Source organism: Pseudocitrobacter sp. 73, from assembly GCF_008369545.1.
GTDB classification, from domain to species: Bacteria; Pseudomonadota; Gammaproteobacteria; order Enterobacterales; family Enterobacteriaceae; genus Pseudocitrobacter; species Pseudocitrobacter vendiensis.
The window spans coordinates 56,155-78,002 of sequence record NZ_VTZO01000013.1 but is presented as its reverse complement, the minus strand read 5'-3'; the positions used below and the strand labels follow the sequence as shown (position 1 = coordinate 78,002).

Sequence of the window (21,848 nt, the reverse complement as noted above, 5' to 3'; positions counted from 1 at the left end):
GTTATTTCTGGAAGGCTTTTTTCAAGCTGATTCGGGAAATCAGCTCGGTCAGAGAAAGTACCATCGTTGAGCGAACGACCTGTTGATAACGCTGTTTTTGCATTGCCAGCAGGTCGGCATCGCTATCGTCAAAGAGCGGCGCGGGCGGCAGGGCAGAGACACAGTGCAGCTCACCCAGCGGCCCGAGAATCTCATCATCGGTAAAGGCGTATTCGCTGCCATCATGATTTAGCTCTTCACGTAACGCCATCAGCAATTCCGCATCTTCATACTCCGGTCGACTGATTACGCCCAGCCCATAGATAAGCTTGAGCCGGACCGAAAGGTCGCCCAGCGGGCCGCTACCGTCCAGCAACGGTTCGACAGCGTATTTCACCGCGTAATCGTCTTTGCGGAAGACCTGAAGCACCAGAATATTGACCGCCTCGGTCAGCAGCTCGACGGCGGCAATCAGGAAACTTCTGACGGTTTTGCCAGCATTCAGACGCTCAAGCACACGGTTTTCAAAAGCCTGTGTTTCTTCCATTATTGCCTGCATATCTGACAATCTACTGTTCAGGCGCAGGATAGCCTGCGCCGGGTCTTGCATCATTTGCTGGCGTTATAGAGAGCGACAGCGGCTTTCACCACGTCGCTGTTAGCATCCAGACCAGAGATCTGCGCCAGCGCGGCCTGCGGGCCTTTTTCATCAATCAGCGCAGCCAGTTCCTGTGCCTGCGGATCTTCTTCACTGCGGAAATGCATCGCCGCGGCAATCCCTTTCACCAGATTAACGTGCGGCAAACCGTATTCCAGCGTACCCAGCAGCGGTTTAATCAGACGATCGCCCGCGCTCAGTTTACGCAGCGGCTGACGGCCCACGCGCTCAACGTCATCTTTCAGATACGGGTTTTCAAAACGACCGAGGATTTTCTGAATGTATGCCGCATGTTTCTGCGCATCAAAGCCGTAGCGTTTAATCAATACCGCGCCGCTTTCTTCCATCGCGCCATTTACCACCGCGCGGATTTTCTCATCGAGGATCGCGTCGCGGATAGTTTGATGCCCGGTCATTTTGCCGAGGTACGCGGTTATAGCATGACCTGTGTTCAGCGTGAAGAGTTTACGTTCGACAAATGCCATCAGGTTATCGGTTAATTCCATACCTGGAATATTCGGCAACGCGCCCTTGAACTGGGTTTTATCGACGATCCACTCGCTGAAGGTTTCGACGGTCACTTCCAGTGGATCATTGGTTGCAGAGGCAGACGGCGGTACGATGCGGTCAACGGCGGAATCCACGAAACCGACATTGGCTTCTACCCACGCCTGATCTTCTGCTGCAACGGCAGCCATCACGTGGCCTTTCAGCTGGCTGGTGCCGCGCACCATGTTTTCACAAGCGATGATGTTCAGCGGGGTATTTACGCCCTGCGCTTTACGTTTCGCGAGACCTTTGGCGATAGCCGGTGCAATACGCTCCAGTACAACCGGGCCCACCGCAGTGGTGACCAGGTCAACCTGGGCAATCAGCTCCACAACGTCGTCACCGATGCTGCTGACGGCGTTTACGCCTGAAACCGTATCAACCTGCTCATTTTCACCCACGACGTGAACCTGATAGCTATGACGGGCATTCAGGGCATCCAGAACGACCTGGTTTACATCGGCGAACGTCAATGTAATGCCCGCGTCGGCCAGCAGTTTGCCGATAAAGCCACGTCCGATATTACCTGCGCCAAAATGTAATGCTTTCATAGTATTAACCTTCATTAATGTTTTTGACCCGAGAGGGCTGGGGTGAGGCTTTTCCCTCACCCTAACCCTCTCCCGATGGGAGAGGGTATAGCGTCTTACTTCTGCAACAGCGCCAGAACTTCGTCTACGCTGGTGGTTGTGGCCAGGCGTTCGATGACGGACTCGTCATCCAGCGCGTTGGTCAGGCCGGTAATCACCTGGATGTGCTCGTTGTTACGCGCAGCAATACCAATCACCAGACGGGCAATGTCGTCCTCGTCTTCGCCGAAGCGCACGCCTTCCGGATACTGACAGAACACGATACCCGTTTTCAGCACGCGGTCTTTAGCTTCGATGGTGCCGTGTGGAACCGCGATGGACTCGCCCAGGTAAGTCGGGGTCAGTTTTTCGCGATCCAGCATCGCTTGCACATACTCTGGCTCGACGTAACCGCCTTTTACCAGTTGCTCACCGGCAAACAGAATGGCTTCTTCTTTGGTAGCAGCTTTGCGGCCCAGGAAGATGTTTTCTGCACCCAGCTTGAACAGGTTAGCGCTGCTGTCGTCAAAGCTGTCTTTCAGGCTGTCTTTCACCTTCACTTCGTTGTCAGTATGGCGCTGTGCAGCAACCAGACGCTCGGTCAGGTTGGTATACAGACCGCTGTCGAGGAAGTTGGTCAGCGAAATATGCTGTGCCTGCGGAACCTGACGCATTGCACGCTCGGTCAGGTCGCGGTGGGTGATGACCAGGTCAACATCCGGCGGCAGGTTGTTAATCGCGCAGTTGGTGACCGAGATGTTGCTCAGGCCCGCATCCTGCACTTTCTTACGCAGCACGCCCGCACCCATTGCGCTGGAACCCATACCGGCATCGCAGGCAACGATGATTTTGCGCACGTGGCTCAGGTCGTTAGTGACATCGCCAGCCGCCAGCGGAGTACCGCCTTTGGATTCTGCTTTCATGTCATTCATACGACGAGTTGCCGCTTCAATGTCATCTTCTTCTTTCACTTTGCTGGTTTTCAGCAAGATGGCAGATACGATGAAGGAGACCGCCATTGCCGCAACGATAGCCGCGATGTTCGCGAAGTACGCGCCTTTTGGCGTCATCGCCAGTACGGCCAGGATGGAGCCCGGGGAAGCCGGAGATACCAGACCGCCGTTCAGCAGCGTCAGGGTGAACACGCCAGTCATACCACCCAGAATGACCGCCAGGATCAGACGTGGGTTCATCAGCACATACGGGAAGTAAATTTCGTGGATACCACCCAGGAAGTGGATGATTGCCGCGCCGCCTGCAGACTGTTTAGCACTGCCGCGACCGAAGAACATGTACGCCAGCAGAACGCCCATACCCGGACCTGGGTTGGCTTCAATCAGGAAGAAGATAGATTTGCCAAGGTCATGAGACTGCTGAATACCCAGCGGTGAGAAGATACCGTGGTTAATCGCGTTGTTCAGGAACAGAATTTTCGCCGGTTCTACGAAGACAGATGCCAGCGGCAGCATGTCGTGTACAACCATGAAGTTAACGCCAGCTGCCAGCAGCTTGGACAGGACTTCAACCGCCGGGCCGATGCCCATGAAGGCCAGAATGGCGAGGATCATACCAATGATGCCAGCGGAGAAGTTATTCACCAGCATCTCAAAACCAGATTTGATTTTACCGTCTACCCAGATGTCGAATTTCTTGATTGCCCAGCCGCCCAGCGGGCCTGCAATCATGGAACCCAGGAACATCGGCATGTCTGCACCGACGATAACGCCCATGGTGGTAATCGCACCGACCACGCCGCCACGTTCGCCGCCAATCAGCTTACCACCGGTATAACCGATGAGCAGCGGCAGCAGGTAGGTGATCATCGGGCCAACCAGCTTCGCCAGCGTTTCGTTCGGCAACCACCCTGTTGGAATAAATAACGCGGTGATAATACCCCACGCGATAAACGCGCCGATATTTGGCATCACCATGTTGCTGAGGAAGCGACCAAAGCTTTGCACCTTGATCTTGATATCGGATGACATAAAACACCCCTTGTTTCTGTTTGCCCGCAGGTGGATCACCTGAAGTTTATTGTTAATTGGCGGCAGAGGTAGTAGCCGAACCCTGGTTGATGATGCGAAATCTGGCACTGAATCGTTAAGCTGTCCAGATAGCGGGTCTTCATGTGACTTAGATCACACAAATATAGGAGATACCTGATGATTTTGAGTGATCATCATCACAAAACTACTGTGTAAAAAAACAACACAGCAGGAAAAAGCACCGCAGAACACATGTAAATGTGATGTTAATCACATTTTGCTCTTGGTTGTTTGTTTCTTTTTTGTGATTGAGTTCACAAGATATTTTCAGGTCGCCAAAACAAGATGTGATCCGTGGCAAGTTCTGCCGCTGTGATGAGCGCCCTCTGTAACTGAGTAACATCACACAAAAAAGAATAATGAATGAGGAGTATGGCAGAACGATAAAATGCCGATTATGTTCAAAGTAGACGCCCGCTACGTGTTATTTCGTATAGCGTGCTCACTATCGACAGCGTGAATTCGAGGTTACGGCTATGTTCCTGAATTACTTTGCGCTTGGCATCCTGATCTTCGTTTTCCTGGTTATCTTTTACGGCATTATTATTATTCACGATATTCCCTACATGATTGCGAAGGCACGCAATCATCCCCATGCCGATGCGATTCACGTTGCAGGCTGGGTGAGTCTTTTTACATTACATGTTCTCTGGCCGTTCCTGTGGATTTGGGCAACGCTTTATCGCCCCGATCGCGGCTGGGGGATGCAGCATCCTCCTGCGTCTGAAGGTGAAGAGGCGCTGCGACAACGCGTTGAAGAACTTGAAAAACAACTGAAAAAAATGCAAACGCCTTCAGGGGAATAGCCATCATGGATCTGCTTATTATATTGACCTACGTCGCGCTGGCATGGGCGATTTTTAAGATATTCAGGATCCCGGTAAATAAATGGACGGTGCCTACTGCAGTATTAGGCGGAGTATTTATTGTCGGTGCGCTGATATTAGGGATGAACTATAACCACCCCTATACCTTTCAGGCACAGAAAGCGGTTATCTCTATTCCGATCACCCCACAGGTGACCGGCGTGGTGAGTGAGGTGACGCATAAACAAAACCAGCTGATTAAAAAGGGCGAGGTGCTCTTTAAGATTGACCCGACACGCTACCAGGCGCGCGTTGATAGGCTGGAGGCTGATTTAGTCACAGCGGTGCACAATACGCAGGTATTAAAAGGGCAACTGGATGAAGCGCTGGCAAATACCACGCGCGTCTCGGCAGAACGCGACCGTCTGTACAAAGATTACCAGCGCTATTTGCAGGGCAGTAAGGCGCGAGTGAATCCATTTTCGGAAAGCGATATCGATAACGCGCGGCAAAACTATCTGGCGCAGGACGCGCTGGTCAAAGCGTCTATTGCCGATCAATCGCAAATTAAAAGCCAACTGGACAGCGTGGTGAACGGTGATCAGTCGCAGGTTGCCAGCCTGCGCGCGCAGCTCACCGAAGCCAAATTCAATCTCGATCAAACCGTGATTCGCGCCCCCAGCGATGGTTTCGCCACCCAGGTGCTGATTCGTCCGGGCACGTATGCGGCGGCATTGCCATTGCGCCCGGTAATGGTGTTCGTGCCGGAACAAAAACGCCAGATAGTGGCCCAGTTCCGCCAGAACTCATTGCTGCGCCTAAAACCGGGCGATGAAGCCGAAGTGGTGTTTAATGCGCTACCGGGGCAGATTTTCAGCGGCAAACTCACCAGCATTTTGCCCGTTGTGCCCGGTGGTTCTTATCAGGCTCAGGGCACATTGCAGGCGCTGACGATTGTCCCCGGCACCGACGGCGTGATGGCCCTGATTGAACTGCAACCGAGTGAAGAGGTGGACTCCCTGCCGGACGGTATTTATGCGCAGGTCGCGGTCTATTCGGATCATTTTGAGCACCTGTCGATTATGCGTAAGGTACTGCTGCGAATGACAAGCTGGATGCACTATCTTTACCTTGATCATTGAGGGTGAAGGCATCTTTTTGCCAATGGCTGGGCCATACTTACCCTTTCGTTGGCAAAAAGGACATGGCATGAAACTCATTGGCAGCTATACCAGCCCTTTCGTTCGCAAAATTTCTGTTTTATTGCTGGAAAAGGGCATCTCTTTCGAATTTATCAATGAACTGCCCTATAACCTGGAAAACGGCGTGGCGCAGTACAATCCGCTGGGCAAGGTCCCGGCATTGATGACGGATGACGGTGAGTGCTGGTACGACTCGCCGATTATTGCCGAGTACATCGAACTGCTGAACGTTGAGCCTGCCATGTTGCCGCGCGACCCGCTGGCGCGGCTGAAAGTGCGTCAGCTGGAAGCGCTTGCCGACGGCATTATGGACGCCGGGCTGGTGGCGGTGCGTGAACTGGCCCGCTCGCCGGCACAGCAGTCGGAAGCGGAGTGTGTGCGCCAGCGCGAGAAAATCAGCCGCAGTCTCGATGCGCTTGAAACGCATCTCAAAGAAGGGACATTCAACACCGACACGTTAAACCTGGCGACGATCGCCATCGCCTGTGCGATTAGCTATCTCAACTTTCGTCGCATTGCGCCGGGCTGGTGCGTTGACCGGCCCAATCTCGTCAAACTGGTGGAAACGTTGTTCCAGCGCGAGAGTTTTGCCCGCACGGAACCGCCAAAGGCTTGATTCTACCCTATAACACTTCATGGTCGTACGCTGTACAATCCCTCCTCACTATGGACTCCCTCTCCCGTCGGGAGGGGGGAAAATCGTTAACCGCCAGGCCAACTCATGACTACCGATACTCGCTCACTGTACAGCCAGCTTCCTGCGACCGACCGCTTACTGCGCGATGCCGCCTTTGCTTCCCTTCTGGAAAACCACGGTCATTCGCAAGTGGTGGAACAGCTCCGCCAGCTTCAGGATGAAGCCCGCCTGGCTATCCGCGATACCGGCGCGCTGCCGGGCTGGTGCGGCGACTGGGCTGGCGAAGTGACGCGTCGGCTTGCGATGGGTACACAAAGCGCCATCCGCCCGGTAATTAACCTGACGGGGACGGTGCTGCACACGAATCTTGGGCGAGCCCAGCAGGCGGAAGCCGCTATTGCTGCCGTTTCGCAGGTGATGCGCGACCCGGTGACGCTGGAATATGACCTCGACGGTGCCGGGCGAGGTCATCGCGATCGCGCGCTGGCGGATTTACTCTGCCGTCTGACCGGTGCGGAAGATGCCTGCATTGTTAACAATAACGCTGCTGCCGTCCTGCTGATGCTGGCGGCAACGGCGAGCGGTAAAGAGGTCGTCGTCTCACGCGGCGAGCTGGTGGAAATTGGCGGCGCGTTCCGCATCCCGGACGTGATGCGTCAGGCGGGGTGCGAATTGCATGAAGTGGGAACGACCAACCGTACGCACGCCAAAGATTATCGTCAGGCGGTGAATGAAAATACCGGGCTGCTGATGAAGGTGCATACCAGCAACTACAGCATCGAAGGATTCACCAAAACCGTAGAAGAAGCCGAGCTGGCCGAAATTGGCCGTGAGCTGAATATCCCGGTTGTCGCGGATTTAGGCAGTGGTTCGCTGGTCGATTTAAGCCAGTACGGTCTGCCGAAAGAGCCGATGCCGCAGGAGATGATCGCCGCGGGCGTCAGCCTGGTGAGTTTCTCCGGCGACAAACTGCTGGGCGGCCCACAGGCGGGGATTATCGTTGGTAAGAAAGCGATGATTGCTAAGCTTCAGCAGCATCCGCTCAAGCGCGCGCTGCGTGCCGATAAAATGACGCTGGCAGCGCTGGAAGCGACATTGCGCCTCTATCTGCACCCTGAACGCCTGGCGGCTGACCTGCCGACGCTACGTCTGCTCAACCGCCGCGTGGATGCGATTCACGCACAGGCCGAACGTCTGCGTGAATCGCTGACGCAGCGCTACGGTGACGAATTTTCTGTTACGGTGATGGAATGTGCCTCGCAAATCGGCAGTGGCTCTTTGCCCGTCGATCGCCTGCCGAGCGCCGCCATCACCTTTACCCCTAAAGACGGGCGCGGTAGCCGCCTCGACGCGCTGGCTAACCGCTGGCGAAGTCTGCCGGTGCCGGTTATCGGGCGCATATACGATGGGCGATTATGGCTCGACCTGCGCTGTCTTGAGGATGAATCACGTTTTCTGGAGATGTTGCTGAAATGATTATTGCCACCGCCGGGCACGTTGACCACGGCAAAACCACGCTGTTGCAGGCGATTACCGGCGTTAACGCCGACCGCCTGCCGGAAGAGAAATCACGCGGGATGACCATCGACCTGGGCTACGCCTACTGGCCGCAGCCGGATGGCCGGGTGCTCGGATTTATCGATGTGCCGGGGCACGAGAAATTTCTCTCTAACATGCTGGCGGGCGTGGGGGGTATCGATCATGCCCTGCTGGTGGTGGCCTGTGACGATGGTGTGATGGCGCAAACGCGCGAACATCTGGCGATTCTACAACTGACCGGCAAGCCGACGCTGACGGTGGCGCTGACTAAAACCGATCGCGTCGATGCGGCGCGCGTGGCGGAGGTGCGTCACGAGATAGACGCCGTATTGCGTGAATACGGTTTTGAAGACGCCACGCTGTTTGAAACTGCTGCCACGCAGGGGCTGGGTATCGATGAATTACGCGCGCATCTGCTGCAACTTCCGGAGCGTGTGAACCCGGAAAATCAGCGTTTCCGTCTGGCTATCGACCGCGCATTTACCGTGAAAGGCGCCGGGCTGGTGGTCACCGGTACTGCGCTTTCCGGCGATGTAACGGTGGGCGACACACTGTGGCTGACGGGCGTCGATAAACCGATGCGCGTGCGCGGTATCCATGCGCAAAACCAGGCGACCGAACAGGCGCACGGCGGGCAGCGTATTGCGCTGAATATCGTCGGCGATGCGCAGAAAGAAGAACTGAATCGCGGCGACTGGCTGCTATCGCAGCAACCGCCCGCGCCCGTCGAGCGGGTCATCGTCGCGCTGCATAATCACGTGCCGCTAACCCAATGGCAGCCGCTGCATATTCACCATGCCGCCAGCCACATTACCGGGCGCGTCTCGCTGCTGGAGAACAATCTGGCCGAGCTGGTGCTGGATACACCGCTGTATCTGGCGGACAACGACCGTCTGGTGCTGCGTGATATCTCTGCACGTACCACGCTTGCTGGCGCGCGCGTGGTGACGCTCAACTCCCCTCGTCGTGGCAAACGTAAAGCCGATTATCTGGCGTGGATTGCTGAACTGGCGAATGCAGAGGACGACGCACAGGCACTCTCCATCCACCTGCAACGTGACGCGGTACAGCTCAGTGAGTTTGCCTGGGCTCGCCAGTTGAGCGATCAGGGTTTGCAACAGCTGATTTCTCAGCCGGGCTACATTCTGGCCGGCAATGCGTTGCTGGATGCGCCACTCGCCGCCCGCTGGCAGCGTAAACTGCTGGATGCGCTGGCGACGTACCACGAGCAGCATAAAGATGAACCGGGGCCAGGCCGTGAACGTCTGCGTCGTATCGCGCTGCCTATGGAAGATGAAGCGCTGGTACTGACGTTGATTGAGCAGATGCGCGAAAGCGGTATCGTGGCCAGTCATCATGGTTGGCTGCATCTGCCGGATCACAAAGCCGGGTTTACCGATGAGCAAAATGCCGTATGGCAAAAAGCCGCATCGCTGTTTGCGGATGAACCCTGGTGGGTGCGCGATTTAGCGCAGCAAACCGGCACCGATGAGCAACTGATGCGCGCGGTATTACGCCAGGCGGCGCAGCAGGGGATGATTACGGCGATCGTCAAAGATCGTTATTACCGAAACGATCGCATTGTCACGTTTGCGAGCATGATCCGCGAACTGGATCAGGAAAAAGGCTCAACCTGTGCCGCAGATTTCCGCGATAAACTCAACGTCGGGCGGAAGCTGGCTATTCAGATTCTGGAATATTTCAACCGCATTGGTTTTACGCGCCGTCGGGGAAATGACCACTTATTACGCGATGCGTTACTTTTCCCTGACAATAAAAGTAACGATTAATTTAAATATTAAATGAATTAATACAAAAATCATATTGATTAATATCAGATGTGCAAAAATAGCGCATCTGATATTTTTTGAATTCCAAAAATAGAATATTGATCATACTTTTTATTTTTTCCTTCCCGTACGCTAGCCGCCAATTTTCTGTTAATTAAGGAACGATCATGGCAGCATCCACTTTTTATATTCCTTCTGTGAATGTTATTGGCGCTGATTCATTAAACGGTGCAATGGATACAATGCGCGACTACGGCTATCGCCGCGCGTTAATTGTAACGGATGCGATTCTGAATAAACTCGGCATGGCGGGCGATGTACAGAAAGGCCTGGCAGAACGTGATATTTTCAGCGTAATTTATGACGGCGTACAGCCGAACCCGACCACGGCGAACGTCAACGCGGGCCTGGCAATTCTCAAAGAAAATAACTGCGACTGCGTGATTTCTCTGGGCGGCGGTTCTCCGCACGACTGTGCCAAAGGTATTGCGCTGGTGGCCTCCAACGGCGGGAAAATTAGCGATTACGAAGGCGTTGACCGCTCGGCAAAACCGCAGTTACCGATGATTGCTATCAACACCACCGCAGGTACTGCTTCTGAAATGACTCGTTTCTGCATCATCACCGATGAAGCGCGTCATATCAAAATGGCGATCGTGGATAAACACGTGACGCCAATTCTGTCTGTGAATGACTCTTCCCTGATGACCGGCATGCCTAAATCGCTGACTGCGGCAACCGGGATGGATGCGCTGACCCATGCCATCGAAGCCTACGTGTCTATCGCAGCAACGCCAATCACCGATGCCTGCGCACTGAAAGCAATCACCATGATTGCTGAAAACCTGAGCGTGGCCGTCGCCGATGGCGCGAATGCCGATGCGCGCGAAGCAATGGCCTACGCGCAGTTCCTGGCGGGTATGGCATTTAACAACGCATCGCTCGGTTATGTTCACGCGATGGCACATCAGCTGGGTGGTTTCTATGACCTGCCGCACGGTGTCTGCAACGCCGTTCTGCTGCCGCACGTTCAGGCGTTTAACAGCAAAGTGGCTGCTGCGCGCCTGCGTGACTGCGCACAGGCAATGAACGTCGATGTTGTGGGTCTGAGCGATGAGCAGGGGGCGAAAGCCTGCATCGACGCTATCTGCAAACTGGCGCGCGAAGTGAACATTCCGGCGGGCCTGCGCGACCTGAACGTGAAAGAAGAAGATATCCCGGTTCTGGCGACCAACGCCCTGAAAGACGCCTGCGGTTTCACTAACCCGATTCAGGCGACTCACGACGAAATTATGGCGATTTACCGCGCTGCAATGTAATTCGTGACCGTTGTCGTAAACCTATGAACGGCTGGCGAAAAAAACGCCAGCCGCGTCTACCCTTGTAAGACTGCAACAGCAAGGAGAGACGGCGATGACTAACAATCCCCCTTCAGCCCACATTCAACCGGGCGAGTACGGTTTTCCCCTGAAGCTTAAACCTCGTTATGACAACTTTATCGGCGGCGACTGGGTTGCGCCCGTCGACGGCGAGTATTACCAGAATTTGACGCCGGTAACCGGGCAACTGCTTTGCGAAGTGGCCTCCTCCGGCAAGCGTGATATCGACCTGGCGTTAGATGCCGCGCATAAAGCGAAAGAAAAATGGGCGCAGATGTCGGTGCAGGATCGCGCGGGGATCTTGCTGAAAATTGCCGATCGCATGGAGCAAAATCTCGATCTGCTGGCGACGGCGGAAACCTGGGATAACGGTAAACCGATCCGCGAAACCAGCGCCGCCGATGTGCCGCTGGCGATTGACCATTTCCGCTACTTTGCGTCGTGCATCCGCGCGCAAGAGGGCGGCATCAGCGAAGTGGATAAAGATACCGTGGCGTATCACTTCCATGAACCACTCGGCGTGGTGGCACAAATCATTCCGTGGAACTTTCCGCTACTGATGGCGAGCTGGAAAATGGCCCCGGCGCTGGCCGCAGGCAACTGCATCGTGCTGAAACCAGCGCGATTAACGCCGCTGTCGGTGCTACTGCTGATGGAAATCATCGGTGATTTACTGCCGCCGGGCGTCATCAACGTGGTGAATGGCGCGGGTGGGGAAATTGGCGAATATCTGGCGACCTCTAAACGCATCGCCAAAGTTGCCTTCACCGGCTCGACCGAAGTCGGCCAGCAAATCATGCAGTACGCGACGCAGAACATCATTCCGGTCACGCTGGAACTGGGCGGAAAATCGCCGAACATCTTCTTTGCCGACGTGATGGATGAAGAGGACGCATTCTTTGATAAAGCGCTGGAGGGCTTCGCACTTTTCGCCTTCAACCAGGGCGAAGTCTGTACTTGCCCAAGCCGCGCGCTGGTGCACGAATCTATTTACGATCGCTTTATGGAGCGGGCGATTCGCCGGGTGGAAAGCATTCGTAGCGGTAACCCGCTGGACACCGTCACGCAAATGGGCGCGCAGGTGTCGCACGGTCAGATGGAGACCATTCTCAACTATATCGACATTGGCAAAAAAGAGGGTGCGGATGTGCTGACCGGCGGGCGACGCAAACGCCTCGACGGCGAGCTTCACGACGGCTACTACCTGGAGCCGACGATTCTGTTTGGCCAGAATAGTATGCGTGTCTTCCAGGAGGAGATCTTCGGCCCGGTGCTGGCGGTCACCACCTTTAAAACCACCGAAGAAGCGCTGGCGCTGGCTAACGATACTCAGTATGGCCTGGGCGCGGGCGTCTGGAGCCGCAACGGTAATCTGGCATACAAAATGGGGCGCGGTATTCAGGCCGGGCGCGTCTGGACCAACTGCTATCACGCCTATCCTGCACACGCGGCATTTGGCGGTTATAAGCAGTCAGGCATTGGCCGTGAGACCCACAAAATGATGCTGGAGCATTATCAGCAAACCAAATGCCTGCTGGTAAGCTACTCGGACAAACCGCTCGGTCTGTTCTGATTACCCCGCGTTAATGGCCCGGCGGTGTTTCGCCGCTGGGTCTGTTGTATATGAAAACTCATATGGCATTATATAAATTAGATATTTGCATCAGGTCTAATAACTCCTCTATTATTTCCCATCCCCCGATTATTTATTTTAATCTCTGAGGATTTATGTTTCTTAATTATTTTGCGCTGGGTGTACTGATATTTGTATTCCTGGTAATTTTCTATGGGATTATCATCTTACATGATATTCCCTATTTGATTGCTAAAAAGCGCAATCATCCCCACGCTGACGCTATTCATGTTGCGGGCTGGGTGAGTCTTTTTACGCTGCATGTTATCTGGCCTTTCCTGTGGATTTGGGCAACGTTATACCGTCCTGAACGCGGCTGGGGAATGCAAACCCCGGATTCGTCGCTTATCCAGCTTCAGGCGCGCGTGGCTGGGCTGGAGAAACAACTGGCTGAGGCGAAGGCTTCCTCAGCGGAGTAATATTTATGGATTTACTGATTATCCTGACCTATGTGGCTTTCGCATGGGCGCTGTTTAAAATATTCAAAATTCCCGTTAATAAATGGACCATTCCGACAGCGGCATTGGGCGGTATATTTATTGTCAGTGGTCTAATTCTGCTTATGAATTATAACCACCCTTATACCTTTAAAGCGCAAAAAAGCGGTGGTATCAATTCCTGTTGTTCCGCTGGTGACCGGTGTGGTAACGGAAGTCACGGACAAGAAAAATACCCTGATTAAAAAAGGCGAGGTGTTGTTTAAGCTTGATCCCACTCGCTATCAGGCACGTGTCGACCGCCTGAAGGCCGATATCGTGACGGCGGAGCACAAGCAACAGGCGCTGGTGGCACAGCTTGATGAGATGATGGCCAACACCCAGCAGGCGAAAGCGACGCGTGACAAACTGGCGAAGGATTATCAGCGCTATCTTCAGGGGAGCCAGGCTAAAGTAAACCCGTTCTCTGAACGCGATATCGACGCAGCGCGGCAAAATTACCTGGCACAGGAAGCGTCGGTTAAGTCATCGGCGGCGGAACAGAAACAGATTCAGAGCGAGCTGGACAGCATGGTTATGGGCGAGCATTCGCAAATCGCCAGCCTGAGAGCGCAGCTTGCGGAAGCGAAGTTTAACCTGGATCAGACGGTTGTTCGCGCCCCCAGCGACGGCTACATCACGCAGGTTCTGATTCGACCGGGGACCTACGCTGCCGCGCTGCCGCTGCGCCCGGTGATGGTCTTTATTCCAGACCAGAAACGGCAGATCATCGCCCAGTTCCGCCAGAACTCTCTGCTGAGGCTGGAGCCTGGCGATGAGGCTGAAGTGGTGTTCAATGCGCTGCCGGGCCAGGTATTCAGCGGCAAGCTGGCGGCCATCAGCCCGGCGGTACCCGGCGGGACTTATCAATCCACGGGCGTGTTGCAGTCGCTGAATACGACGCCGGGTTCGGAAGGGGTGATTGCGACGATTGAGCTGGACGAAAATGCTGACCTCAGCGTGCTACCGGACGGTATTTACGCGCAGGCGGCGGTTTACTCCGACCATTTCAGTCATGTATCGGTGATGCGTAAAGTGCTGCTGCGAATGACCAGTTGGGTGCATTACCTCTATCTCGACCACTAATTATCGTTTGAAGGCACTTGCTGTGGCGGCAACTGACGCGTCACAGCAAGCTGTTTGCGTATTTCATTGAGCATGGCATCCAGAATAAACTGCACCCGCCACGGCTGATATTCGCGTTTGCGGAAGATAGCCACCAGATCCAACCACCACTCCTGCTGGTCAGGGAAACAGGCCACCAGCGTACCCGCCTGAATATCGTTTCTGACGCTCTCTTTGGGCGCAAAAACGATACCAAGATCGTTACGCGCCAGCTCCAGTGCAGACTGCGTATTATCACAAACGTAATTGCCTTTCACCCGATAGTCGACCGCAGATTTATTTTCTCCGTCACTGAATCGCCAGATATTTGACTCACCAATCATCATCGAATCAATCAAAATACACGAATGCTGCACCAGTTCTTCCGGGCCATGAATTGGATGTTTATTGAGATAATTGGGGCTTGCAAACGCGGTAACGGAATATTTTGTAATAAAACTGGCGACTAATGATTCATCTTTGGGTTGTGCGTAAGTAATTAAAACATCGCAATCGTCCGGGAACTCGACACCATCATAAAATGCCTTGGGTTCCAGATTGTATGTTTTTAGCGAAAAGGTAATGTCACCAATATCCATAATATTGGCAATGACATTCTTCGCCAGATAAGCGACTATCCCGGTGGGGGCATAAACCGTCACCCGACCACGTTTCTCATGCTTATAGTCAGCAATGAAATTGTTAAGCTGCTCGTGTCTATCGAGCATGTCATTGATGTAGGGAAGCAAGGCCGTACCAAAAGGCGTCAGGGTTAGTTTTCGCGGTGAACGCTCAAAAACTTTAAGCCCAACTTTTGATTCAAAATCAGCAAGATACTTACTGACGTTAGCCTGTGCAATGCCAAGGATTGTGGCGGCATGGCTGATATTTTCACTGGCCGCGATGACCGAGATAATCTTCAGTTCTCGGGGCTTAAGTTGTAAATTATTCATCGCTAAACCTAATATATATATGATTTTATATATTACTATATAAATATGAACGTTGCATGGATGAATTTGTAAGCATTATTATTCCCGCGATTTATTTTCCTATACCCTAAATAATTCGAGTTGCATGAAGGCGGCAAGGGAGAGAGTCCCGATGAGCTTACTCAGGTAAGTGATTCGGGCGAGCGAGCGCAGCCAACGCACAGGCAACTTGAAGTATGACGGGTATATTTTAAAATGGACAGCCGGGAATGTTAAATACACGCAATGTTACGGCGCTGATTGCTTTGTCGTTTATGGCAACTGCAACAGCGTCTGAATTATCTATTGGTGCGGGGGCGGTATATAATGAATCACCGTACCGTGGTTATAATGAAAATACCCATGTCGTGCCGCTTATCAGTTATGAAGGTGAATCGTTATATATTCGCCAGACAACCTTAGGTTACATTCTTTCAAAGAGTGAAAAGAATGAAATTAGTATCACTGCGTCATGGATGCCGCTGGAGTTTTCGCCTTCCGATAACGACGATCATGCGATGAGCCGTCTGGATAAGCGTGACAGCACAGCAATGGCGGGCGCCGCGTGGTATCACCACCAAAAATGGGGCAGCCTGAAGGTCTCTGCCGCGACCGATATTCTGGATAACAGCGATGGCTGGGTGGCTGAAATGTCATTGTTTCGCGTGATGCCGCTCGGCAAGCTGACGCTCACGCCTTCTGCGGGCGTGCTCTATTACGATAAAAACTTTAACGATTACTACTACGGCATCTCTTCCGGGGAGTCTCACCGTAGCGGGCTTTCCTCTTATTCTCCGGACGACAGCTGGACGCCATACGTAGCTATCGGCGCGAAATACCCTTTAACGAAGAACATCATTTTACAGGCGAGCGCGATGTACAGCGTGCTGCCAGATGACATTAAAAACAGCCCGATGGTCGATCGTGAGGACAGTTTTACCTTTCTGACCGGTGCGAGCTGGCGTTTCTGATGAGCATGCTAACCCGGCGAGTGTTGCCGGGTTAATCCAACGTTTTCACCTCAAGCGGGCGGAAACGGCTGTAGATCCACAACCCCAGACAAGCGACTGAGCCCAGGAATGCGGTAAAGAGAACGGTAACGAACAGGGCGCTGAATATCGCGGCAGGCAGCGCGAGAATGCCATGTACCGGCTGATTATTCCATTTCACCATATCAGCGCCAAAGATCCCCATTACGCCGCACACCACCGCAAAAATTTGCAATGGAATACCCAGACCTATCAGCATCAGCCGATAGATAGATGACGGTTTGATACGTTTCAGGGTGACGTTGGTGCTGCTGTCCTTGCTCATTTTTATTTTCTCATGGGAAGGTAAGGTGGCGTGATTATATCATGAGGAAATGAGATTGACCCGGCAAGCACCTGTTATGCTGCCGGGTGGGTAATGAGTTACTGCCCGTAATACGCCTTGGCCCCATGCTTACGCAGATAATGTTTATCAAGCAGCGTATTTTGCATTTCTGGCAATGTTGGCGCGAGCTGACGAGAGAACAGCCCCATATACGCACACTCTTCCAGCACAACGGCGTTGTGAACGGCATCGGCGGCATTTTTTCCCCAGGCAAACGGGCCGTGAGAATGGACCAGCACTGCCGGAATCTGCATCGGATTCAGCGCGCGTTCCTCGAAGGTTTTAATGATGACTTCACCGGTCTGATATTCGTATTCGCCGTTGATTTCATCGTCGGTCATCAGCCGTGTACAGGGGATGGCACCGTAAAAGTAGTCGGCATGCGTGGTGCCCCATGCCGGGAGATCAAGCCCGGCCTGCGACCAGATCGTGGCGTGGCGCGAGTGGGTATGCACAATGCCGCCGATTTCCGAGTAGCGGCGGTAGAGCGCCAGATGCGTTGGCGTATCGGAAGAGGGTTTTTTGCTGCCTTCAACGACCTGACCGGTGGCGATATCCACCACCACCATATCCTGCGCACTCATCACGTCGTATTCAACGCCGGACGGTTTAATCACCATCAGTTTGCGCGTTTCATCCACCGCGCTGACGTTGCCCCAGGTGAAAGTCACCAGTTGATGCGCAGGCAGCGCCAGATTTGCCGCCAGCACTTCAGCTTTCAATTTTTCTAACATGTGAATCCTCCTTCCTGCATGCGCGCCTCAATCCAGCGTCGTGCCTGAATAATTTCCAGCACCGGCTCTTTGGCTTTTTCCGTCCACATCTCAATCAGGAAGGCGCCGCGATAGTTGAGTTTTTGCAGCGTATTGAAGACGCCGACAAAATCCACGCACCCTTCGCCAAAGGGCACATCGCGGAACTGGCCAGGGCTTTGCTCGGTAACCGGCTGCGTGTCTTTCAGGTGGATTGCGGCGATGCGGTCAATGCCTAACGCCAGCTCGGCGGGCACGTCGTTGCCCCAGGCGCTCAGGTTGCCGACGTCCGGGTAGACGCTGAACCACGGTGAAGAGAGCATCTCATCCCATTTCTTCCACTTGCTGATGGAGTTCATAAACGCGGTGTCCATGATTTCCACCGCCAGCATGACCTGTGCGGCGGCGGCTTGCTCTACCGCCCACGCCAGCCCTTCGGCGAAGCGTTGCTGCGTGCCCTCGTCATGATCTTCGTAATAGACGTCATAGCCAGCGAGCTGGATGGTGCGAATGCCAAGGTCGCGCGCCAGCTTGATAGCTTTGGTCATGATCTCGCGCGCACGTTCGCGCGCATTTTCATCGCGACTGCCAAACGGAAAACGGCGGTGTGCAGACAGGCACATCGATGGGATCGCGACGCCGGTTTCCAGCATCGCTTCTACCAGCGAGGCGCGTTGTGCGGTGCTCCAGTCGAGGCGGGACAGCCGTTCATCGGTCTCATCAACGGACATCTCGACAAAATCAAAGCCGCAGCTTTTTGCCAGCACCAGGCGTTCTGGCCAGGTGAGATCTTTCGCCAGCGCTTTTTCATAAATGCCTAACGGGTGACGACGCATTATTTCTCTCCCCAGATAGCGTGGATCTGCGCGTGGAATTCCGCCGCGACCTGCGCAGGGTTCGCCGCGCCAGCCAGCGCTCGTCCGGCAATAAAGGCTTTGGCGTTGATCTCTTTAAACAGCGGCAGGTCAGCAGGTGTTACGCCGCCGGTGATGGAGAGTTCCAGCCCGATATCGGAGAGCGCTTTCATGCGCGACAGGTCAGCTTCGCCCCACTGTTGCCCGCTGGCCTGCGCATCGCGGCCCCGATGGTAGATGGCCTGACGGATACCAGCAGCATACCAGGCACGCGCGTCGTCGAGCGTCCAGTTGCCGAACAGCTCAATCTGAATTTCAGCGTTGTGTTGCTGCGCTACTTCGTGACCTTTAATGACGGTCGCCAGCGGGGCGGCGCAGATAATGGTCATCCAGTTTGCGCCGGCATTAAACGCCTGCTGCGCCAGGGTTTCACCGGCGTCCGCGACTTTCCAGTCGGCAACAATGATTTTATCGGGGCATTGCTCACGCAGTGCGCGAACGGCGTTCAGCCCTTCCGTCAGGCAGAGGATGGTTCCGGCTTCGACGATATCCACATGGTCGCGCAGTAGCGCAACGTCGTGCTGGGCAGCCTGAAGGCTGGTGTGGTCGAGCGCCAGTTGTAACAGAGGGATGCTCATGCGTTGGACTCCTTGATGCGGGCATGGAAGCCCTGAAGGGCTTCAATAAGAAATTGATAGTGCTGATATTTTTTCTGATAGGCCGCGTGAGCAGCGGCGTCGGGCTCAAGCGTGCGGACGGTCAACTGACGGCTACGTTGCGCCGCATGAAAATCGGCAAAGAGGCCTGTTCCCACCTGAGCGGCCAGCGCCGCGCCAAAACAACCGGTCTCTTCAACCTGCGGCAGTTCGACCGTCAGGCCGCTGACGTCGGCGAGTATTTGCATCCAGACATCGGAGTGGGCCGGGCCACCGGTGACGCGCAGAGCGTGAACGTTGGTGAAGCGCTCGCGCATCCGGTTGAGATGGGTCATGTGGCAGAACACTACGCCTTCGTAAACGGCCTGAAGTAAGTGCGCGCGCGTATGCAGCGACTGCATGCCGTAGAAACCGCTGGTCATCTCCAGCCCGGCGTTACTGCCGTAGAGAAAAGGCAGAAAGAAAAGGTCACTTCCCGCTTTTGGCAGGCTGGCGACGGACTGGTTTATCTCGTCAAACGAGATATCACCCCATTGCGCCGTGAGCCATTCCAGATTGCCGGATGACGTGGGGCTGGCTTCGTGCACGATGTATTCGCCATCGTTGACATAGCGGCCATAAACATAAGGGTGTGGTTCATGGTTGCGCAGCCCCCGGGTGATTCCGCTGGTCACCGCCCAGGTGCCCATTACGGCGTTGAGGGTGTGCTCATCTTCAAGGCCCGCGCAGAGTGCGGTGGAAACCACGTCAAACAATCCGCCGACAACGGGAGTTCCCGCCGCCAGACCGGTAATAGCGGCCGCCTGAGGCGTGATTTCCCCGCAAATTTCTGCTGAACCGACGATAGGGGGCAGCGCGTCATCAATTTCGCTGATACCCAGCCAGCGCGTGAGTTGTGGATCGTAGCGCCCGCTGTCCATGTTGTAGAGATTGGATTCAGAGATATTGCTCTCTTCCGCGCCTTTCACGCCGGTGAGGCACCAGCGCAGAAAATCGTGGCCCATCATTACGCAGCCGATTTGTGCGTAACGCTGCGGCTCGTTCTCTTTTAGCCAGCGCAGCAGCGAAACGGGGTGACCGGTCCATAAGGTCTGGCGGGTGTGTGGGTAGAGTTTTTCGGGGATGCCATCCTGCTGCCAGCGACGGACGATCTCCAGCGCCCGGCGATCGGACGACAGAATTGCATTACCGAGCGGTTTATCCTGTTTATCAAGAGGAAACAGCCCTTTACCCTGAGCGGAAATGCCTACACCTTTCACCTGATATCCGCGAATGCCGCTGTTTTGCATCAGCCTTCGTAGGGTGTCGGCGCAGGCCTGCCACAGCGACGGCATATCCCGCTCGGCATAACCCGGTTTTGGGCTGAGCGTCTGAAGCGACTGGCGCTCCACGCGGAACTCCTCTCCCTGGCGGTTATACAACCCGGCTTTAAGATAAGTACCGCCACAATCGATACCCAGCCAGAAGGTTTCTTTATCACTCATCTTTCTTTCCCGTGTGCTGACGCGCCCGGTGAAGAGTGCTCACCGGGCGAATTTCTTAGGCTGCGTGTTTGCGTGGTGTGACGGCTTTCGTTGGTGCTGCGCCGGCATCGCATTTCGCTGGCAGCAGCAGGGCCATAAGTGCCGCCAGTGCCAGAGATATCGCCAGGCAGTAAACGCCCGCGTCTTTGCTGTAGAGGGTAATCAGCACGCCGACTGCGTAAGGGCCGCAGAAGCCGCCGAGGTTACCGAGGGCGTTAATCACGCCGCGTGCGCCACCGGCCATTTCGGCGCTGAACAGGCGGGCCGGAATGGTCCAGAACACACCCGCTGCGGATTGCAGGAAGAAACCACAGCCAACCAGAGCGGCATAGGCCAGCCAGACGTTCTCTTTCAGGGCTACAGAAAGGAACATGCAGAGCGCGAAACCAATCAGCGGCAAAGAGACGAACAGCTTACGTTTGCCGGTTTTGTCCGACAGCGAGGAGAAAAGGAACATCCCGGCAATAGCGCCGACATAAGGCAGAATCGCCAGCATCCCCACCTGACCCATGCTGGAGTGGGTTAACTCTTTGAGAATGGTTGGCAGCCAGAGGGTGTAGCCGTAAATTCCGGTCTGATAGAAGAAGTTGAGCGCGATAAGCTGCCACATAGTTTTATCGGAAAGCACCGCGCCGAGTGAAGCATTGCGCACTTCTGTGCCAGCGATAGCCTGTTGCTCTGCCGCCAGCGTTTTCACCAGCCAGTTTTTCTCGGCTTCGCTTATCCAGCGCGCTTCCTGCGGGCGGTCATAGATCGTCAGCGACCACAGCACCAGGACGACGATAGAGAGCAGGCCTTCAATGATAAACAGCCAGCGCCAGTCGAGCACCGTGATGATCCAACCTGACAGCGGGGCCGTGATAATTCCGGCGATAGGGACGAACATAATGACAATCGCGTTCGCACGCCCACGCTCGGCATCCGGGAACCAGTTGCTGATCATGGTGAGCACCACTGGCAGCATGCCACCTTCTGCCACACCGAGTAAGAATCGCAGAACCAGTAATTGATACTGATTGGTGATCACGCCCGTGAGGACGGAAATAACCGCCCATGCCACCAGTGACCAGCCGATAAATTTCTTACCGCTACCGTGAACGGCAATTTTGCCGCCGGGAACCTGCAAAAAGAGATAACCAATAAAGAATATCCCGCCCGCCAGCCCTGCCATAGTGGCGGAAATACCAAGTTCTTCATCCATACCGCCTGGCATAGCAAAGGCGATATTGACGCGGTCCATATAGGAAATAATACAGGCAATCAGAATCGGTGGAATAATTCTGAGCCAGCGCTGGTGTGGTATTACTGTAGGTACAGATGATGAAGTATTCATAATAATGTTCTCTTAAAGA

The 21,848-nt window shown here is 54.4% G+C and carries 19 protein-coding genes and 1 pseudogene; 10 read left to right on the top strand and 10 right to left on the bottom strand.

Annotated features, from left to right (window positions below):
- Nucleotide 1 precedes the first annotated feature (1 nt).
- From mtlR to mtlA, 3 genes are all read right to left on the bottom strand, one after another.
- Nucleotides 2–592 carry a mannitol operon repressor MtlR gene (mtlR, locus tag F0Q32_RS14730; RefSeq protein WP_149463679.1) on the bottom strand — a complete coding sequence of 197 codons (591 nt, stop codon included), beginning with the start codon at nt 590–592 and terminating at the stop codon, nt 2–4.
- A complete protein-coding gene (gene mtlD, locus F0Q32_RS14725) occupies nt 589–1,737 on the bottom strand; it encodes a mannitol-1-phosphate 5-dehydrogenase (protein ID WP_149463678.1) in 1,149 nt (382 codons plus the stop codon). The genes mtlR and mtlD overlap by 4 nt, the downstream gene beginning before the upstream one ends.
- Nucleotides 1,738–1,832: 95 nt before the next feature.
- Nucleotides 1,833–3,740 (bottom strand): PTS mannitol transporter subunit IICBA, encoded by a 1,908-nt coding sequence (gene mtlA / locus F0Q32_RS14720; RefSeq protein WP_149463677.1) that lies wholly within the window; start codon nt 3,738–3,740, stop codon nt 1,833–1,835.
- Nucleotides 3,741–4,276: 536 nt separating this feature from the next.
- On the opposite strand from mtlA, the gene F0Q32_RS14710 reads away from it, so the two are divergent.
- The 9 genes and pseudogenes from F0Q32_RS14710 (at nt 4,277) to F0Q32_RS14670 (ending at nt 14,348) form a co-directional block, all read left to right on the top strand.
- The gene (locus F0Q32_RS14710) at nt 4,277–4,606 is read left to right on the top strand and encodes a DUF3302 domain-containing protein (protein WP_149463675.1); all 330 of its coding nucleotides are present in this window, start codon (nt 4,277–4,279) and stop codon (nt 4,604–4,606) included.
- Nucleotides 4,607–4,611: 5 nt separating this feature from the next.
- Nucleotides 4,612–5,748, top strand: a complete 1,137-nt coding sequence (locus tag F0Q32_RS14705) for an HlyD family secretion protein (RefSeq protein WP_149463674.1) — start codon at nt 4,612–4,614, stop codon at nt 5,746–5,748.
- Between the two features lie 67 nt (nt 5,749–5,815).
- On the top strand, nt 5,816–6,424 hold the full coding sequence (locus F0Q32_RS14700; protein ID WP_149463673.1) for a glutathione S-transferase: 609 nt from the start codon (nt 5,816–5,818) through the stop codon (nt 6,422–6,424).
- A gap of 105 nt (nt 6,425–6,529) precedes the next feature.
- The gene (gene selA, locus F0Q32_RS14695; RefSeq protein WP_149463672.1) at nt 6,530–7,921 is read left to right on the top strand and encodes an L-seryl-tRNA(Sec) selenium transferase; all 1,392 of its coding nucleotides are present in this window, start codon (nt 6,530–6,532) and stop codon (nt 7,919–7,921) included.
- On the top strand, nt 7,918–9,774 hold the full coding sequence (selB, locus tag F0Q32_RS14690) for a selenocysteine-specific translation elongation factor (protein WP_149463671.1): 1,857 nt from the start codon (nt 7,918–7,920) through the stop codon (nt 9,772–9,774). Before selA ends, selB begins: the two co-directional genes overlap by 4 nt.
- A gap of 167 nt (nt 9,775–9,941) precedes the next feature.
- Nucleotides 9,942–11,093 (top strand): L-threonine dehydrogenase, encoded by a 1,152-nt coding sequence (gene yiaY, locus F0Q32_RS14685; protein WP_149463670.1) that lies wholly within the window; start codon nt 9,942–9,944, stop codon nt 11,091–11,093.
- 94 nt (nt 11,094–11,187) lie between these two features.
- Entirely contained in the window at nt 11,188–12,726 is a 1,539-nt protein-coding gene (gene aldB, locus F0Q32_RS14680; RefSeq protein WP_149463669.1) for an aldehyde dehydrogenase AldB, read from the top strand.
- Nucleotides 12,727–12,881: 155 nt separating this feature from the next.
- On the top strand, nt 12,882–13,205 hold the full coding sequence (locus F0Q32_RS14675; RefSeq protein ID WP_149463668.1) for a DUF3302 domain-containing protein: 324 nt from the start codon (nt 12,882–12,884) through the stop codon (nt 13,203–13,205).
- Between the two features lie 5 nt (nt 13,206–13,210).
- Nucleotides 13,211–14,348, top strand: a pseudogene (locus tag F0Q32_RS14670) (HlyD family secretion protein).
- On the opposite strand, the gene F0Q32_RS14665 reads toward F0Q32_RS14670, so the two are convergent.
- Nucleotides 14,345–15,319, bottom strand: a complete 975-nt coding sequence (locus F0Q32_RS14665; RefSeq protein ID WP_149463667.1) for a LysR family transcriptional regulator — start codon at nt 15,317–15,319, stop codon at nt 14,345–14,347. The pseudogene F0Q32_RS14670 and the gene F0Q32_RS14665 overlap by 4 nt on opposite strands.
- Before the next feature lie 248 nt (nt 15,320–15,567).
- Between F0Q32_RS14665 and F0Q32_RS14660 the strand changes: the two genes are divergently transcribed.
- Nucleotides 15,568–16,308: a MipA/OmpV family protein gene (locus F0Q32_RS14660; protein WP_149463666.1), complete on the top strand. Its 741-nt coding sequence runs from the start codon at nt 15,568–15,570 to the stop codon at nt 16,306–16,308.
- 31 nt (nt 16,309–16,339) lie between these two features.
- Here the strand turns inward: F0Q32_RS14660 and F0Q32_RS14655 are convergent, their stop codons facing one another.
- The 6 genes from F0Q32_RS14655 to F0Q32_RS14630 all read right to left on the bottom strand — a co-directional run bounded on the left by F0Q32_RS14655 (nt 16,340) and on the right by F0Q32_RS14630 (nt 21,829).
- On the bottom strand, nt 16,340–16,651 hold the full coding sequence (locus F0Q32_RS14655) for a hypothetical protein (protein ID WP_149463665.1): 312 nt from the start codon (nt 16,649–16,651) through the stop codon (nt 16,340–16,342).
- A 98-nt stretch (nt 16,652–16,749) separates the two neighbouring features.
- Nucleotides 16,750–17,445 (bottom strand): L-ribulose-5-phosphate 4-epimerase, encoded by a 696-nt coding sequence (araD, locus tag F0Q32_RS14650; RefSeq protein ID WP_149463664.1) that lies wholly within the window; start codon nt 17,443–17,445, stop codon nt 16,750–16,752.
- Complete coding sequence (locus tag F0Q32_RS14645) at nt 17,439–18,299, bottom strand: L-ribulose-5-phosphate 3-epimerase (RefSeq protein ID WP_149463663.1); 861 nt, start codon at nt 18,297–18,299, stop codon at nt 17,439–17,441. Before F0Q32_RS14645 ends, araD begins: the two co-directional genes overlap by 7 nt.
- Nucleotides 18,299–18,955, bottom strand: a complete 657-nt coding sequence (gene ulaD / locus F0Q32_RS14640) for a 3-keto-L-gulonate-6-phosphate decarboxylase UlaD (RefSeq protein ID WP_149463662.1) — start codon at nt 18,953–18,955, stop codon at nt 18,299–18,301. The genes F0Q32_RS14645 and ulaD overlap by 1 nt, the downstream gene beginning before the upstream one ends.
- The gene (locus F0Q32_RS14635; RefSeq protein ID WP_149463661.1) at nt 18,952–20,457 is read right to left on the bottom strand and encodes an FGGY-family carbohydrate kinase; all 1,506 of its coding nucleotides are present in this window, start codon (nt 20,455–20,457) and stop codon (nt 18,952–18,954) included. The genes ulaD and F0Q32_RS14635 overlap by 4 nt, the downstream gene beginning before the upstream one ends.
- A gap of 55 nt (nt 20,458–20,512) precedes the next feature.
- Nucleotides 20,513–21,829: an MFS transporter gene (locus F0Q32_RS14630; protein WP_149463660.1), complete on the bottom strand. Its 1,317-nt coding sequence runs from the start codon at nt 21,827–21,829 to the stop codon at nt 20,513–20,515.
- Nucleotides 21,830–21,848 lie beyond the last annotated feature (19 nt).